At 68.5% G+C, this 13767-nt stretch carries 13 protein-coding genes; 10 read left to right on the top strand and 3 right to left on the bottom strand.

Features of this window, described 5'->3' with window-relative positions; genetic code table 11:
- Window positions 1–353: 353 nt before the first annotated feature.
- Window positions 354–1211, bottom strand: a complete 858-nt coding sequence (locus RMCN_RS23360; protein WP_067394172.1) for an HAD-IB family hydrolase — start codon at window positions 1209–1211, stop codon at window positions 354–356.
- Window positions 1212–1628: 417 nt separating this feature from the next.
- Here RMCN_RS23360 and ssd point away from each other — a divergent pair, with 417 nt between their 5' ends.
- From ssd to RMCN_RS23325, 7 genes are read left to right on the top strand one after another with little or no spacing between them, the layout of a single operon-like run.
- On the top strand, window positions 1629–2690 hold the full coding sequence (gene ssd, locus RMCN_RS23355; RefSeq protein WP_067394169.1) for a septum site-determining protein Ssd: 1062 nt from the start codon (window positions 1629–1631) through the stop codon (window positions 2688–2690).
- Complete coding sequence (locus RMCN_RS23350) at window positions 2687–3853, top strand: TadA family conjugal transfer-associated ATPase (RefSeq protein WP_067394166.1); 1167 nt, start codon at window positions 2687–2689, stop codon at window positions 3851–3853. The genes ssd and RMCN_RS23350 overlap by 4 nt, the downstream gene beginning before the upstream one ends.
- Entirely contained in the window at window positions 3850–4626 is a 777-nt protein-coding gene (locus RMCN_RS23345) for a type II secretion system F family protein (RefSeq protein WP_067394162.1), read from the top strand. The genes RMCN_RS23350 and RMCN_RS23345 overlap by 4 nt, the downstream gene beginning before the upstream one ends.
- Window positions 4623–5192: a type II secretion system F family protein gene (locus RMCN_RS23340; RefSeq protein ID WP_067394159.1), complete on the top strand. Its 570-nt coding sequence runs from the start codon at window positions 4623–4625 to the stop codon at window positions 5190–5192. The genes RMCN_RS23345 and RMCN_RS23340 overlap by 4 nt, the downstream gene beginning before the upstream one ends.
- Window positions 5193–5221: 29 nt before the next feature.
- Window positions 5222–5422, top strand: a complete 201-nt coding sequence (locus tag RMCN_RS23335; protein WP_067394354.1) for a DUF4244 domain-containing protein — start codon at window positions 5222–5224, stop codon at window positions 5420–5422.
- Between the two features lie 41 nt (window positions 5423–5463).
- Complete coding sequence (locus tag RMCN_RS23330; RefSeq protein ID WP_084377674.1) at window positions 5464–5745, top strand: TadE family type IV pilus minor pilin; 282 nt, start codon at window positions 5464–5466, stop codon at window positions 5743–5745.
- Window positions 5746–5788: 43 nt separating this feature from the next.
- Window positions 5789–6088: an Rv3654c family TadE-like protein gene (locus RMCN_RS23325; RefSeq protein WP_409366069.1), complete on the top strand. Its 300-nt coding sequence runs from the start codon at window positions 5789–5791 to the stop codon at window positions 6086–6088.
- On the opposite strand, the gene RMCN_RS23320 is transcribed toward RMCN_RS23325, so the two are convergent.
- Entirely contained in the window at window positions 6085–7110 is a 1026-nt protein-coding gene (locus RMCN_RS23320) for a PAS domain-containing protein (protein WP_067394147.1), read from the bottom strand. The genes RMCN_RS23325 and RMCN_RS23320 overlap by 4 nt on opposite strands.
- Window positions 7111–7276: 166 nt before the next feature.
- Window positions 7277–9604: a DNA 3'-5' helicase SftH gene (locus RMCN_RS23315; protein ID WP_067394144.1), complete on the bottom strand. Its 2328-nt coding sequence runs from the start codon at window positions 9602–9604 to the stop codon at window positions 7277–7279.
- 277 nt (window positions 9605–9881) lie between these two features.
- On the opposite strand from RMCN_RS23315, the gene RMCN_RS23310 reads away from it, so the two are divergent.
- From RMCN_RS23310 to topA, 3 genes are all read left to right on the top strand, one after another.
- Window positions 9882–10085, top strand: a complete 204-nt coding sequence (locus tag RMCN_RS23310; RefSeq protein ID WP_006243848.1) for a cold-shock protein — start codon at window positions 9882–9884, stop codon at window positions 10083–10085.
- 130 nt (window positions 10086–10215) lie between these two features.
- Window positions 10216–10806 (top strand): hypothetical protein, encoded by a 591-nt coding sequence (locus RMCN_RS23305; protein ID WP_067394142.1) that lies wholly within the window; start codon window positions 10216–10218, stop codon window positions 10804–10806.
- 135 nt (window positions 10807–10941) lie between these two features.
- Entirely contained in the window at window positions 10942–13749 is a 2808-nt protein-coding gene (gene topA, locus RMCN_RS23300) for a type I DNA topoisomerase (protein WP_064415963.1), read from the top strand.
- Window positions 13750–13767: the final 18 nt, after the last annotated feature.

Genomic DNA, 13767 nt, shown 5'->3' with positions numbered 1-13767 from the left:
AGCACGGAGACCGGTTACCAAGCGTGCTCTGATGGGCTGCGTGGGTGACCTCGGCGTCTTGTCGATGCGCTTCGACTGCAACCCCACCCAAAGGGTCGCTATAGCCGTCCGCTCTTCGCAAATACGCAGGCCCGCAACACTTTTGCCTATTCCGCGGCATGTGCTCCGCGTGGGTGCCGGGTTCCGTGCTGGGGAGCCTGAAGCGGGAGATTCGAGCCTTCTCTTCCGACTCGATCTTGGCCTCTCCAAGCTTCCGTGACTCCTTTGTACCCCGTGACCGCGATCACATCAAGGGCCAAATCGGCGCTAGTCCGGATCGTTACGTGGAGCCGTGCCGGCGGGCGAAGAGTTGGCTAGAACGCGAAGCGCCGCAACAGCGAATAGGTCAGTGCGCCGGCGGCCAGAGCGCTGATGCCCACCGCCGCAGTGGTGGCCACGGCCGCGCCCGAGGGGGCCGGGATCCGGTCCCGCAGCGACACCGGTTTGGAGAAGTCGAGCACGGGCCAACCCCGGGCCGCGGCTTCTCTTCGCAACGCGCGGTCGGGATTGACCACGTTCGGATGCCCGACGGTCTCGAGCATCGGTAGGTCGGTGATCGAGTCGGAATAGGCATAACAATGCTCGAGCGCATAGCCCTCGCGCGCGGCCAGTTCCCGGATCGCGGCGACCTTGCCTTCGCCGTAGCAGTAGAACGCGATCTCCCCGGTGTATTTGCCGTCCTCGACGACCATACGAGTGGCCATCGCGTGTGTGGCGCCCAGCGCCCTGGCGATCGGCGCGACGATCTCCTCGCCGGACGCCGACACCATCACCACGTCGCGGCCGCACAGTTTGTGGTCGGCGATCAGCTCGGCCGCCTCCGCGAAAACCAACGGGGTGACGACGTCATGCAGGGTTTCGCCGACGATCGACTTCACCTGCTCGACGTCCCAGCCGGCGCACATGTTCGTGACGTAGGCGCGCATGCGGTCCATCTGGTCGTGGTCGGCGCCGGACATCAGGAACACGAATTGGGCGTACGTCGACTTCAGGACCGCCCGTCGATTCAATAGTCCTTGCTCAAAAAAAGGTTTGCTGAAAGCCAGAGTGCTGCTTTTTGCGATGACCGTCTTATCGAGGTCGAAGAAGGCGGCAGTTCGGACCGGACCGTCCGTCGGGGCGGCCGCCGCCGAAGCGTCCGGCGCCTCGGCCGGCGGACCAGATGCGCTCACAGCGCCAGCATAGGGGCCCGCGCGTGACAATAGCCGGGATGATGTACAAAGTGGCAGGTTATGACAGGTGTCGGAGATACGACACTTCCGTAAATTGGGTCTCTTTTCTCAGCGCGCAGCACTTGCGCCCAAGCCGACTGGCGTGTGTATAGTGAGCCTTACCCGGCTTATGTCGGGTGTGCATCAGCCCGACCCCCCGGGGCTGATACACGACGACCTCCGCCTCCTCCCCCCCTGGCGGGGGTCGTCCCTTTTTCGGGACTTTTCGCAATCCGGATATGTGCTGCCATTCACGGTGGTTGCGGAACGCCGTTTTCGTTTGCGGTCTCTCGCCTGGTCCATTCACAAGATCGAGGTAATCCACAGATCACGCGTCCCCGGTAGCGTCACCGCGCGCTTGCCCCACAGGGTGAGGAAGTGGCTTCGTCAAGTGGATACCTCGCGCTGATCGCCGACCCTGCGCTTCGGGAGGACGTGGATCGGGTGTGTGCGGCAGCCGGTACACCGGTCGTCCATGCGTCGGAGCCCTCCAGCCGCAAGGTCTGGACCGAGGCGGCCGCCGTCGTGCTCGACCTCACGTGCGCTCGCCGATGCGTGGCCCGCGCGTTGCCGCGGCGTACCCGTGTCGTTCTGGTGGGCCGCGCCGAACCCTGCGGAGCCGACTGGCAGGTGGCCATCGAAGTCGGCGCCCAGCGAGTCCTCACCCTGCCCGAACAGGACGACGAGCTGATGGCGGAGTTGGCCGGGGCCGCCGAGGAGCTGCAGGAGGAGGGCAGTCGCGGTGCGGTCGCGGCCGTCGTCGCCGGCCGGGGCGGCGCAGGCGCATCGGTGTTCGCGACCGCACTGGCGCTGAGCGCACCCGAGGCGTTGTTGATCGACGTCGACCCGTGGAGCGGGGGTATCGATCTGGTGGTCGGCGGGGAAGCCGAATCCGGGCTGCGCTGGCCGGATCTGAGGCTCCACGGCGGGCGGCTGAGCTACGGGTCGTTGCGTGACGCGTTACCGCGCGTACGGGGCGTCACCGTCCTGTCCGGCAGCCGCACCGGTTGCGACGTCGACCCCGTACCGCTCGGTGCCGTGATCGACGCGGGCAGTCGCGGTGGTGCAACGGTTGTATGTGACGTCCCGAGGCGGTCGACCGCTGCGGCCGAGACCGCCCTGGCCGCCGCCGATCTCGCCGTCGTCCTGACACCCGCCGACGTGCGGTCCTGCGCGGCGGCCGACACGGTCGCCCGGTGGGTATCGACGCTCAACCCGAACTCGGGTGTGGTGGTGCGCGGTCCCGCACCGGGCGGGCTGCGGTCGGCGGAGGTTGCCGAGATCGTCGGCCTGCCGCTGCTTGCGGGGATGCGTCCGCAACCCGGTGTGGCGGTCACCCTCGAGCGGGGCGGATTGCGGATCGGCCGTCGGTCACCGCTGGGCCGCGCGGCGCGCAGGGTGTTGACGATTCTGCAGCAGCATCCGGCGGTCGCCGCATGAGCGACTCGTTGATCGACCGGGTCCGCGAGCGGCTCGCGGCCGAACCGGCACCTCTTCGGCCGACGGTGGTGGCCGCGGCGATCCGCGCCGAGTCCGGCGGTGTGCTCGGCGATACCGAAGTGCTCAGCGGTCTGCGCCTGTTGGAGACCGAGTTGACCGGCGCGGGTGTGCTCGAACCGCTGCTGTCGGCCGAGGACACCACCGATGTCCTGGTCACAGCGCCCGACGCGGTGTGGGTGGATGACGGTAACGGGTTGCGCCGCACCGGGATCCGCTTTCCGGATGAGGGCTCCGTGCGCAGGCTCGCGCAACGGTTGGCGCTCGCGGCCGGACGCCGCCTCGATGAGGCGCAACCATGGGTTGACGGCCAGTTGACCGGGCTCGGCACCGGCCAGTTCACGGTGCGCCTGCATGCGGTGCTGCCACCGATCGCTTCCGCGGGAACGTGTCTGTCGCTGAGGGTCCTGCGCCCCGCCTCTCAGGACCTGGCGTCGCTGACCGCCGCCGGCGCGATCGACCCGGCCGCCGCCACCCTCCTCGACGGCATCGTGCGCGCACGGCTGGCGTTTCTGGTCTCGGGAGGCACCGGAGCGGGCAAGACAACCCTGTTGGCGGCCCTGCTCGGCGCGGTTCCGGCAACCGAACGCATCGTCTGCGTCGAGGACGCCTCGGAACTCGCCCCGCCCCATCCGCATCTGGTGAAGCTGGTGGCCCGGTGCGCCAACGTCGAAGGCGCCGGTGAGGTGGCGGTGCGCGACCTGGTCAGGCAGGCGCTACGGATGAGGCCCGACCGCATCGTCGTCGGTGAGGTTCGCGGCGCCGAGGTGGTCGACCTGCTCGGCGCGCTCAACACCGGTCACGATGGCGGCGCCGGAACCGTGCACGCCAACAGCCCGGGGGAGGTGCCCGCTCGCCTCGAGGCGTTGGCCGCGCTCGGTGGACTCGACCGGGCCGCCTTGCACAGCCAGCTTGCCGCCGCCGTGCAAGTGGTGATTCACGTCGACCGTGACCGGGCGGGCATGCGCCGACTCAGCGAGATCGCGGTGCTGTCGGCCGGAGCCGACGGCCGGGTCCGCGCCTCCACAGCCTGGCGTCTGGGGCACGGCTTCGGCGGCGGTGCACAGCGACTCAACGAGCTGACCGGTGAACGGGGCTGCGCGTGAGCCCCGCCGCGCTCGCCCTGGCGCTGGCGCTGCTGATCGCACCCGGTCCGCGGCGGCGGTGCACGTCCGCGCCGCGCCAACGCCGCCTCACGTTCCGGATCCCGCTGGCGTTATGGCTGGTCGCCATCGTCGTCGCCCTGCTGGTCGTTGCGCCGGTCGGGGTCGTGGTGGCGGCGGTGATCGCTGCTGCCACCGTCCAAGCCCGCAGCAGGCGTCGGCGCGCAGATCGGGTGCGGGCGAAGGAGGCCGCGGCCCTGGAGGGTGCGCTCGACGTCCTCGTCGGGGAGTTGCGCATCGGCGCCCATCCGGTAACCGCGTTCGACACGGCGGCCGACGAGGCCGACGGTGCGGTCTCGACAGCGCTGCGCACGGTGTCGGCCAGGGCGCGGATGGGAGGCGACGTGGCGGCCGGGATGGCCAGCGTGGCACGACGATCGGCGCTGCCGACGTATTGGCGCCGACTCGCGGTCTGCTGGGATCTGGCTCAGTCACACGGCCTCGCCATCGCGGCGCTGATGCACACCGCGCACCGGGACGTCGTTGCGCGGGAACGCTTCTCGGCTCAGCTCAGCGCGGGGATGGCCGGTGCGCGGACCACCGCCACCGTCCTTGCGGCGCTGCCGTTGCTGGGTGTCGCGCTCGGTGAGTTGGTCGGCGCCCATCCGCTGCGCTTTCTGTTCTCGACCGGACAGTGGCTGCTGGTCATCGGTGCGGCGCTGACGTGTCTGGGCTTGGCCTGGTCGGACCGGATCACCGGCGGGGTGACCAGATGACACTGGCCGCCCTGCTACTCGCGATCGCTGCGCTGATCGGAGGCACCGATGGCCGCGCCCGTGTCCGGGGCACTCACAGCCCGAATCCCAAGGAGCACCACAAAGTCCGGGTCGATGATCCGTTGGCGTTGGCCTCGGCGCTCGACGTGCTGGCCGCCTGTCTTCAATCGGGAATGGCGGTGGCCGGGGCCGCCGCAGCCGCCGCGCCCTGCGCACCGCCGACGGTGGCTCGGGTATTGGCCCGCGCGGCGGATCTGCTTGCGCTGGGCGCCGACCCGGCGACCGCGTGGGCCGATGCACCCGACGGCGACCGCAGCCTCGACGCATTGTTGCGGCTGGCGCGACGGTCGGCTTCCTCGGGAACCGCACTCGCGCAAGGGGTCAGCGCGCTGGCAACCCGGTCGCGCGACGACGCGGCCGACACCGCGCGCGCCGCCGCCGAACGTGCCTCCGTCTTGATCGCGGCCCCGCTGGGGGTCTGCTACCTGCCGGCGTTCTTCTGCCTGGGCATCGTCCCGGTCGTCGCGGGGTTGGCCGGAGACGTGCTGCAGTCGGGGATTTTGTGAAGGACAACGAGTGGGGAGAAAAGGTGAGGATGGGCAACAGGATTCGAGCGCTCAATACGCGGCTGGCGATGCTGGTGGCGGCCGACGACGGAATGTCGACGGTCGAGTATGCGATCGGCACGATCGCGGCCGCGGCGTTCGGCGCGATCCTCTACACGGTCGTCACCGGCGACTCGATCGTCAGCGCGCTGACCAACATCATCAGCCGCGCGCTCAACACGAACGTCTAACCGGTGAGCGCGGCGGCGCCACGGTCGAAGCGGCGTTCGCGGTGGCGGCGCTGGTCGCGGTCCTCGTTGTGTGTCTGGGCGGGCTCACGGCGGTATCGATGCACATCCGGTGCGTCGACGCCGCGCGCGAGGCCGCACGCCTTGCCGCCCGCGGCCACGACGGTGGCGCTACCGCACGCGACCTCGCACCCGAGGGAGCCACCGTCGTCACCCGCCGCGACGGACAGTTCATCGTCTCCACCGTCAGCGCGCAGTCGCCGATACTGCCCGGGTTCAGAATCGAGGCGCGGGCGGTGGCGGCGGTGGAACCGGGTTCGGGCTGAACAGGGTTCGGCCACCCCGATCGCCGCCGCGATGATCGCGATCGTGGTGGCAGTCACCGTCGGCGCCGCTTACCTGGGTGTGGTGGTGACCGCGCGACACCGCGCACAGGCGGCCGCAGATCTGGGCGCGTTGGCCGCCGCCCACCGGGTTGCCGCCGGCGGTGGCCAAGCTTGCCCGTGGGCGGCCGCGGTCGCCGATGCCATGCGGGCCGAGATGGCGGCGTGCGAAGTCGACGATCTGGATATCGTTGTCGCCGTTGAGGTTCCGGTCACACTAGGTCGCTTCGGTGTGGGCGCCGCGCGTGCAGTGGCCCGCGCGGGCCCAGCCGATGTCAACACCTAGGGAGTGGGTCGGCCGGCCTCGGCGATCTCGGTGGCGTTGGGGCGGCGCAGCGTTGCGAGCGCGGCATACACGTCGTCGTCGAGTTCGACGCGGTTGACCGTCACATGCACCGGCTCCCACTCCTGGCCACCGACGCCGGTCATACGTAGCACACCGGACGCGATGCCGGTGCTGAAATCGACGGCCATCCGCTCCATCTCGGCCCGGTCGTCGGGATGCACCGCGTGTTCGCCGGCCAGGCTCACCCGCCAGTCGAAGAACGGGGCCGGATCGTCGAGCCACTTCAACAGGGTCCAGTTCGTCGGGTCCACCAGGGCGCGGTGCACACCAGGTTGGGCCAGCCCGTTGAGGATTCGCTGGGCGAGGCGATCCTGTTGCTGCACCTCTTGCTCCCGTTCGCTGCGCCAGTTCATCGCTCGGCACAGCAGCCGGTCCGGGCCGTCGTCGTCGGATTCCAGTAGCGTCCGCGTCACGAAGCCGACGCTGATCGCTTCGCCACGGTGGTCGGTGACGTCCCAGGTGCTGCAGAAGGCGGTGCCCGGCTCGCGTTTGATCGCCATGGTCAACACCTTGGCTTCGCTGGGGTTGAGCTCACGCATCGGCAGATCGTCGGCGAACGTGCGGTTCTGGGTCGGTTCCTGAGGCGCTTCCCACCCGCTGTTGGCCAGCGATTCCGGGGTCGCCGTGGCGATGCCGGTCTCGAGGTCCCAAACCAGCGGTCCGGGCACCGGCCGCTCCGGCGGTTCCATGTCGGGCGGCCCGATCCAGACGTGTACGCCGTGGATCCGGCCGTCGGTCATCTGCACGACCTCGGTGCGGATGACACGGTCGTTCTTCGGGGTGATGCTGCTCAAGCCCTGACGCGCGCGCACCGTCTCGCCGATCGCGGTCTGGACCGCCATCAGATGCGGATTCCGCCGCAGGAATGCACCGATCGGGATCAAATTCTGTGTTCGACGGCCCTGCGCGACCACCGCGGGCTCGCTGCCCAGCGTCTCCACGAGCAGCCAGTCGTGGGTCATGGGGCTACCCTACCGGCGCGCGTAGCCGCGATCGCGTGTGCTGGGGACAACGGTTGCGACGGCCTCACCGGAGGCGGTAGCTTTCCTCAGCATCGGGCCCCGAGGGTCCGGTCGCAGAAGATTGCCGGGCGATCGTCGAGGGGTCGATCGTCCAGGTCCACGACCCTCACCCGGAGCGTTCGGATATCTCGCGCAGCACCAGCCGAAGCACCCGCACCGCACCCTCCTTGTCCAGCGGGTCGTTCCCGTTGCCGCACTTGGGCGACTGCACGCACGACGGGCAGCCCGCGGGACATTCGCACGCCTCGATCGCGTCTGCGGTAGCGGCCCACCACGTGGTGAGACGGTGAAAGCCGCGGTCGGCGAAACCCGCCCCGCCGGGGTAGCCGTCGTAGACGAAGATCGTCGGCAGCCCCTGCACGGGTCCGACCGCCGTCGACACACCGCCGATGTCGCCACGATCGCAGCTGGCGACCAACGGCAGCAGCCCGATCGCGGCGTGTTCTGCGGCATGAAGCGCACCGGGGACCCGCAGCAAATCGATGCCGTTGTGCTGTAACGCCTCTGGCGTGACCGTGCACATCACGGCCGTCGTCTCCAGTGTGCGGGTGGGCATCTCGAGTTCGACGAAGTCGATCACCTCGCCCGTCAGGCGCCTGCGCAGATAACCGGTCACCGTATTGCTCACCGATACCGGGACGAGCCCAACGGTGACCGGGCCGAACATCTTTCGCTCACCGTGTCCGGTGACCGAGATGTCGGTGATCTCGCGGGCCGAGGTGGTGTAACCAGGATCGTCGGCGTGCACGAAAGCCACGCCGTCTTCGAAGTCGAGTGAGTCGACGACATAGGTCTCGCCCTGGTGCAGATACACCGCTCCCGGGTGGACCGAAGCCGGCGCCTGGCCCGCCCCGGTGCTGCCGAGCATCCGTCCCGTGCCGGCCTCCAGGATCGCGATCTGACCGCCGGACGATCCCCGGATGTCCACAGCCGGATGCGGATCCATGCCGGGGGTGGGGAAGTACCCGTTGGCCCGTCGCCGCAGCAGTCCGTCGTCGACGAGCGCGCCGGCAACGTCCTCGGCGTTCCACATCCTCACCTCGGCATCGGTGAGCGGAAGCTCGGCGGCCGCACAAAGCAGTTGGGGGCCAAGCACATACGGGTTGGTCGGATCGATGACGACGCGCTCGATCGGCTTGTCCAGCAGCGCCGACGGGTGATGCACCAGGTAGGTGTCGAGCGGATCGTCACGGGCGATCAACACGATCAACGCGCCTTGGCCCCGCCGCCCCGATCGGCCCGCCTGTTGCCAGAACGACGTCACGGTGCCCGGAAACCCGGCGAGCACAACGGCGTCCAGACCGGCGATGTCGACTCCCAATTCCAACGCGTTCGTTGTCGCCAGCCCCCGCAGGTCGCCGTCGGCGAGCGCGCGTTCGAGCGCGCGGCGGTCTTCGGACAGATAACCGGCGCGGTACGAAGCCACCCGATCGGCGAGATCGGGTGCCTTTTCGGCCAATCGGGCACGTGCCCCCAATGCGGTCAACTCGGCACCTCGCCGTGACCGCACGAACGTCAGCATCCGGGCACCCTCGGCGACCAGATCGGCCATCACGCTGGCCGCTTCGGCTCCCGCCGAACGCCTTACCGGAGCCCCGTTTTCACCCACCAGGTCGTCGAGCAGCGGAGGCTCCCACAGCGCCACGGTGCGGGCGCCCTGCGGCGACCCGTCCTCGGTGACCTCGGCGACCGTTTGGCCGATCAACTCCGAGGCGGTCTGCGCCGGCGAGGCCGTCGTGGCGCTGGCGAAGATCACGGTGGGCACGCCATCGCCGGGCGAGTATCGGGCGCACAGCCGCAACAACCGGCGCAACACCAGAGCCACGTTCGAGCCAAAAATGCCGCGATAGTAATGGCATTCGTCGACGACGATGTATCTCAGGTTGCGCAGGAACACGGCCCAGCGGGCGTGGTTGCGCAGCAGTGACAGATGGATCATGTCGGGGTTGGAGAAGATCCAGCGCGACCGTTCCCGCGCGAACCGTCGCACGTCGCTGTGACTGTCGCCGTCGTAGGCGCACGGCGCGACGTCTGAGAGCCCCAGCGCCTCGGTCAACGCCACCGCCGATCGCAGTTGGTCATGGCCGAGAGCCTTGGTCGGTGACAGATACAGCGCCCGCGACCGCGGATTCGCCTTCAGGTCTGTCAATATCGGCAACTGATAGGCAAGCGACTTGCCTGACGCCGTGCCGGTGCACAGCACCACATGGCGCCCACCGTGGGCGAGTTCGGCGGCGGCGAGTTGATGTGACCACGGGGCCTCGATCCCCCGATCAACGAACGCTCGCACCACATCTGGATCGGCCCAGCACGGCCATCTCATCGGGCGGCCCCGCCGCGGTGGAATATCGGCCACGTGGCGCAGCGGATTCGGGCCACCGGCGACCGTGCCTTCGACCGCGCACGCGAGCAGCTCGCGGCCGAAATCAGCCATCGATCATCCTTCCCGGTACACCCCGTCAGGCGAATTGTTCCCCATTTGAAACGCCGAGACTGTCGCCGCAGCCATGAACGTGATTGACTTATCGCGGTCGCAGCTTCTGTGTTCGTGTATCAGCACTCGCAGGAACGACGTTGCGATCGCGGTTCCTGCGAGGGTTGTAGGTCGGGTTGAGTTCCGAGCTTCCACGAAGGAGAGCGGTCGGAACGGGCCCGGTGTACCGAAACACGGTGGACCGCACCCGGTGAAAAAGAGAAGGAAACAACAGGAAATGCCACAGGGAACTGTGAAGTGGTTCAACGCGGAGAAGGGCTTCGGCTTCATCGCCCCGGAGGACGGCTCCGCTGACGTTTTTGTCCACTACACGGAGATTCAGGGCAGCGGCTTCCGCACCCTGGAGGAGAACCAGAAGGTCGAGTTCGAGGTTGGCCAGAGCCCCAAGGGGCCGCAGGCCACCGGTGTTCGGGCCGTCTAGCGCGACCAGCACGATCGAAAGGCAACACCCCGCGAGCGTCGAGAACCGGCCGCCGCGGGGTGTTCGCTATTCCGGCGCGCTACGGCACGGCCGCCACGGCTGAGGCCGATATCTGGCCTACTGTCGATTTGTGAGCCAGCTGTCGTTCTTCTCGGCGGAGTCGGTGCCCCCCGCGGTGGCCGACCTCACCGGGCTGCTCGCCGGACCTGGCCAGGTGGTCCTGGTGGGTTCGGGCGCCGAGCAGGGTGCGCGGCTGTCGGTCGTCGTCGACCGTCAGTGGCGGGCCGAGGGGCTCGCCGAGATGATCGTCGAGGCCGGTCTGGAACCGGAGATCGCCCGCACCGAGGAGAACACCCCGCTGGTGCGCACGGCGGTCGACGTCCGACTGGTCGAGATCGCGGCGGGTTGGACCCGGGGCGCTGTGAAGACCGTCCCGCCGAACTGGCTGCCCGGGCCGCGCGAGCTTCGGGCCTGGACGCTGGCCGCGGGCACACCCGAAGCCGACCGCTATCTGCTCGGGCTGGACCCGCACGCGCCGGACACGCATTCGCCGCTGGCGTCGGCGATGATGCGGGTGGGAATCGCCCCGACGTTGATCGGTACCCGCGGGTCGCGGCCGGCTCTGCGGATCAGCGGCCGACGCCGGCTATCGCGCCTGGTAGAGAACGTGGGGGAACCTCCGGGAAGTGTGGAGGCGTTCCAGGATTGGCCGAGGGTCTGAGGGCCGCAGCGAGGGGGGTCAGTTTGCGTCGGTTCGCGCGGGGTGCGAAATTGTCAGTTGCCGACAGGGTTGATTCGCCGCCGGATGCGGAATTCTGCGCTGTAGGCGACCGAAGAAGTGGAGCGTAAGTAAAAGGTGGCAGATGGGGACCGCGGCAGCGGCCGTAACGGAAGCGTCCGGCGGCTCGTCATAGTCGAGTCGCCTACCAAGGCGCGTAAGATAGCGGGCTACCTCGGCTCCAACTACATCGTCGAGTCGTCCCGGGGGCACATCCGCGACCTGCCCCGCAACGCCGCAGACGTGCCTGCGAAGTACAAATCCGAGCCGTGGGCCCGCCTCGGGGTGGACGTCGACCACAACTTCGAGCCGCTCTACATCATCAGCCCCGAGAAGAAGAGCACGGTCGCCGAACTGAAAGACCTGCTCAAGAACGTCGACGAGCTGTACCTGGCCACGGACGGCGACCGCGAGGGCGAGGCGATCGCCTGGCATCTGCTCGAGACGCTCAAGCCGCGCATCCCCGTCAAGCGGATGGTGTTCCACGAGATCACGGAACCGGCGATCCGCGCCGCCGCCGAGGACCCGCGCGATTTGGACAACGACCTGGTCGACGCGCAGGAGACCCGCCGCATCCTGGACCGGCTGTACGGCTACGAGGTCAGCCCGGTGCTGTGGAAGAAGGTCGCGCCGAAGTTGTCCGCGGGCCGGGTGCAGTCGGTCGCGACGCGCATCATCGTCCAGCGCGAACGCGAACGGATGGCGTTCCGCAGCGCGGGGTACTGGGACGTCACCGCCGAACTCGACGCCAGTGTCTCCGACCCGCAGGCGTCACCCCCGACGTTCACCGCCAAGCTCAACACGGTCGACGGGCGCCGCGTGGCCACCGGCCGCGACTTCGACTCGCTGGGCCAGGTCAAAAAGCCCGACGAGGTGCTGGTTCTCGACCAAGCCGCCGCGACCGCGCTGGCGGGCGGTCTGCGCGGAGCACAGCTGGCGGTCAGCTCGGTCGAGCAGAAGCCCTACACCCGCAGGCCGTACGCGCCGTTCATGACGTCGACGCTGCAGCAGGAGGCGGGCCGCAAGCTGCGGTTCTCGTCGGAGCGCACGATGAGCATCGCGCAGCGGCTCTACGAGAACGGCTACATCACCTATATGCGCACCGACTCGACGACTTTGTCGGCCAGCGCCGTTGATGCCGCCCGCAACCAGGCCCGCCAGCTCTACGGCGAGGAGTATCTGCATCCGACGCCGCGCCAGTACACCCGCAAGGTGAAGAACGCCCAGGAGGCGCACGAGGCCATCCGGCCCGCCGGCGACGTCTTTTCGACCCCGGGACAGCTGCACAGCCAGCTCGACACCGACGAGTTCCGGCTCTACGAGCTGATCTGGCAGCGCACCGTGGCCTCCCAGATGGCAGATGCGCGCGGCACGACGCTGTCGTTGCGGATCTCGGGGACGGCGAGTTCGGGTGAGCAGGTCGTGTTCAACGCCAGTGGCCGCACGATCACCTTCGCGGGCTTCCTGAAGGCCTATGTCGAGAGCATCGACGAACAGGCCGGCGGCGAGGCCGACGACGCCGAGAGCCGGCTGCCGAATCTTCAGCAGGGCCAGCGCGTCGACGCCAAGGAACTCACCGCCGACGGGCACAACACGGCGCCGCCGGCCCGCTACACCGAGGCTTCGTTGATCAAGGCCCTCGAGGACCTCGGCATCGGCAGGCCGTCGACGTACTCGTCGATCATCAAGACCATCCAGGACCGCGGTTACGTCGTGAAGCGGGGCAGCGCGCTGGTCCCCTCATGGGTGGCGTTCGCCGTGATCGGGCTGCTCGAACAACACTTCGGCCGCCTGGTCGACTACGGGTTCACCGCGGCGATGGAAGACGAACTCGACGAGATCGCCGCTGGCAACGAGCGGCGGACCAACTGGCTCAACAACTTCTACTTCGGCGGCGATCACGGCGTCGAGGACTCGATCGCCCGGTCCGGTGGGCTGAAGAAGCTCGTCGGGGTGAACCTCGAGGAGATCGACGCCCGACAGATCAACTCCATCAAGCTTTTCGACGACGATCAGGGCCGCCCGATTTATGTGCGGGTGGGCAAGAACGGTGCGTACCTGGAGCGGATGGTTCCCGCCGAAGACGGTGAGCCCGGGGAGCTCAAACCGCAGCGGGCCAACCTGAAGGATGAGCTCACGCCCGACGAGCTGACCCTGGAGCTCGCCGAAAAGCTTTTCGCCACACCGCAAGAGGGCCGGTCGCTCGGCGTCGATCCCGAAACCGGGCACGAGATCGTCGCCAAGGACGGTCGTTACGGTCCCTACGTCACCGAGGTTCTGCCCGAACCGCCCGATGACGGCGAGGCCGGGTCGACGGCGAAGAAGGGCAAGAAGCCGACCGGCCCCAAGCCGCGCACCGGTTCGCTGTTGCGCTCGATGGATCTGGAGACGGTGACGCTGGAGGATGCGCTGCGGCTGTTGTCGTTGCCGCGCGTCGTCGGCGTCGACCCGAACACCGGTGAGGAGATCACCGCGCAGAACGGCCGCTACGGCCCATACCTCAAGCGCGGCACGGACTCTCGGTCGTTGGCCACCGAGGAGCAGATGTTCGACATCACGCTCGAGGAGGCCTTGAAGATCTACGCCGAGCCCAAGCGCCGCGGCGGTCAGCGGGCCGCGGCCCCGCCGTTGCGTGAACTGGGCGAGGATCCGGCGACCGGCAAGCCGATGGTGATCAAGGACGGCCGGTTCGGCCCGTATGTCACCGACGGGGAGACCAACGCCAGCCTGCGCAAGGGTGACGACGTCCTGTCGATCACCGACGAACGCGCCGCCGAACTGCTCGCCGACCGCCGTGCGCGCGGCCCGGTGAAGCGGACGAAGAAGGCGGGCGCGAAGAAGACCGCGAAGAAGGCCGGCGCCAAGAAAGCCGCCAAGAAGAGCTGAGGCGTGGCGGACGGATCC

Origin of the sequence: Mycolicibacterium novocastrense, from assembly GCF_001570485.1 — a bacterium.
Classification (GTDB): domain Bacteria; phylum Actinomycetota; class Actinomycetes; order Mycobacteriales; family Mycobacteriaceae; genus Mycobacterium; species Mycobacterium novocastrense.
Note: the sequence above shows the minus strand (reverse complement) of the source record. Positions and strands in the feature narration are given on the sequence as shown.

Excerpts from the sequence above, each read along its gene's own strand:
- RMCN_RS23320 (WP_067394147.1), bottom strand. The coding sequence starts at position 7,110 with ATGACCCACGACTGGCTGCTCGTGGAGACGCTGGGCAGCGAGCCCGCG.
- RMCN_RS23335 (WP_067394354.1), top strand. The coding sequence starts at position 5,222 with ATGGGCAACAGGATTCGAGCGCTCAATACGCGGCTGGCGATGCTGGTG.
- RMCN_RS23315 (WP_067394144.1), bottom strand. The coding sequence starts at position 9,604 with ATGGCTGATTTCGGCCGCGAGCTGCTCGCGTGCGCGGTCGAAGGCACG.
- RMCN_RS23350 (WP_067394166.1), top strand. The coding sequence starts at position 2,687 with ATGAGCGACTCGTTGATCGACCGGGTCCGCGAGCGGCTCGCGGCCGAA.
- RMCN_RS23340 (WP_067394159.1), top strand. The coding sequence starts at position 4,623 with ATGACACTGGCCGCCCTGCTACTCGCGATCGCTGCGCTGATCGGAGGC.
- RMCN_RS23310 (WP_006243848.1), top strand. The coding sequence starts at position 9,882 with ATGCCACAGGGAACTGTGAAGTGGTTCAACGCGGAGAAGGGCTTCGGC.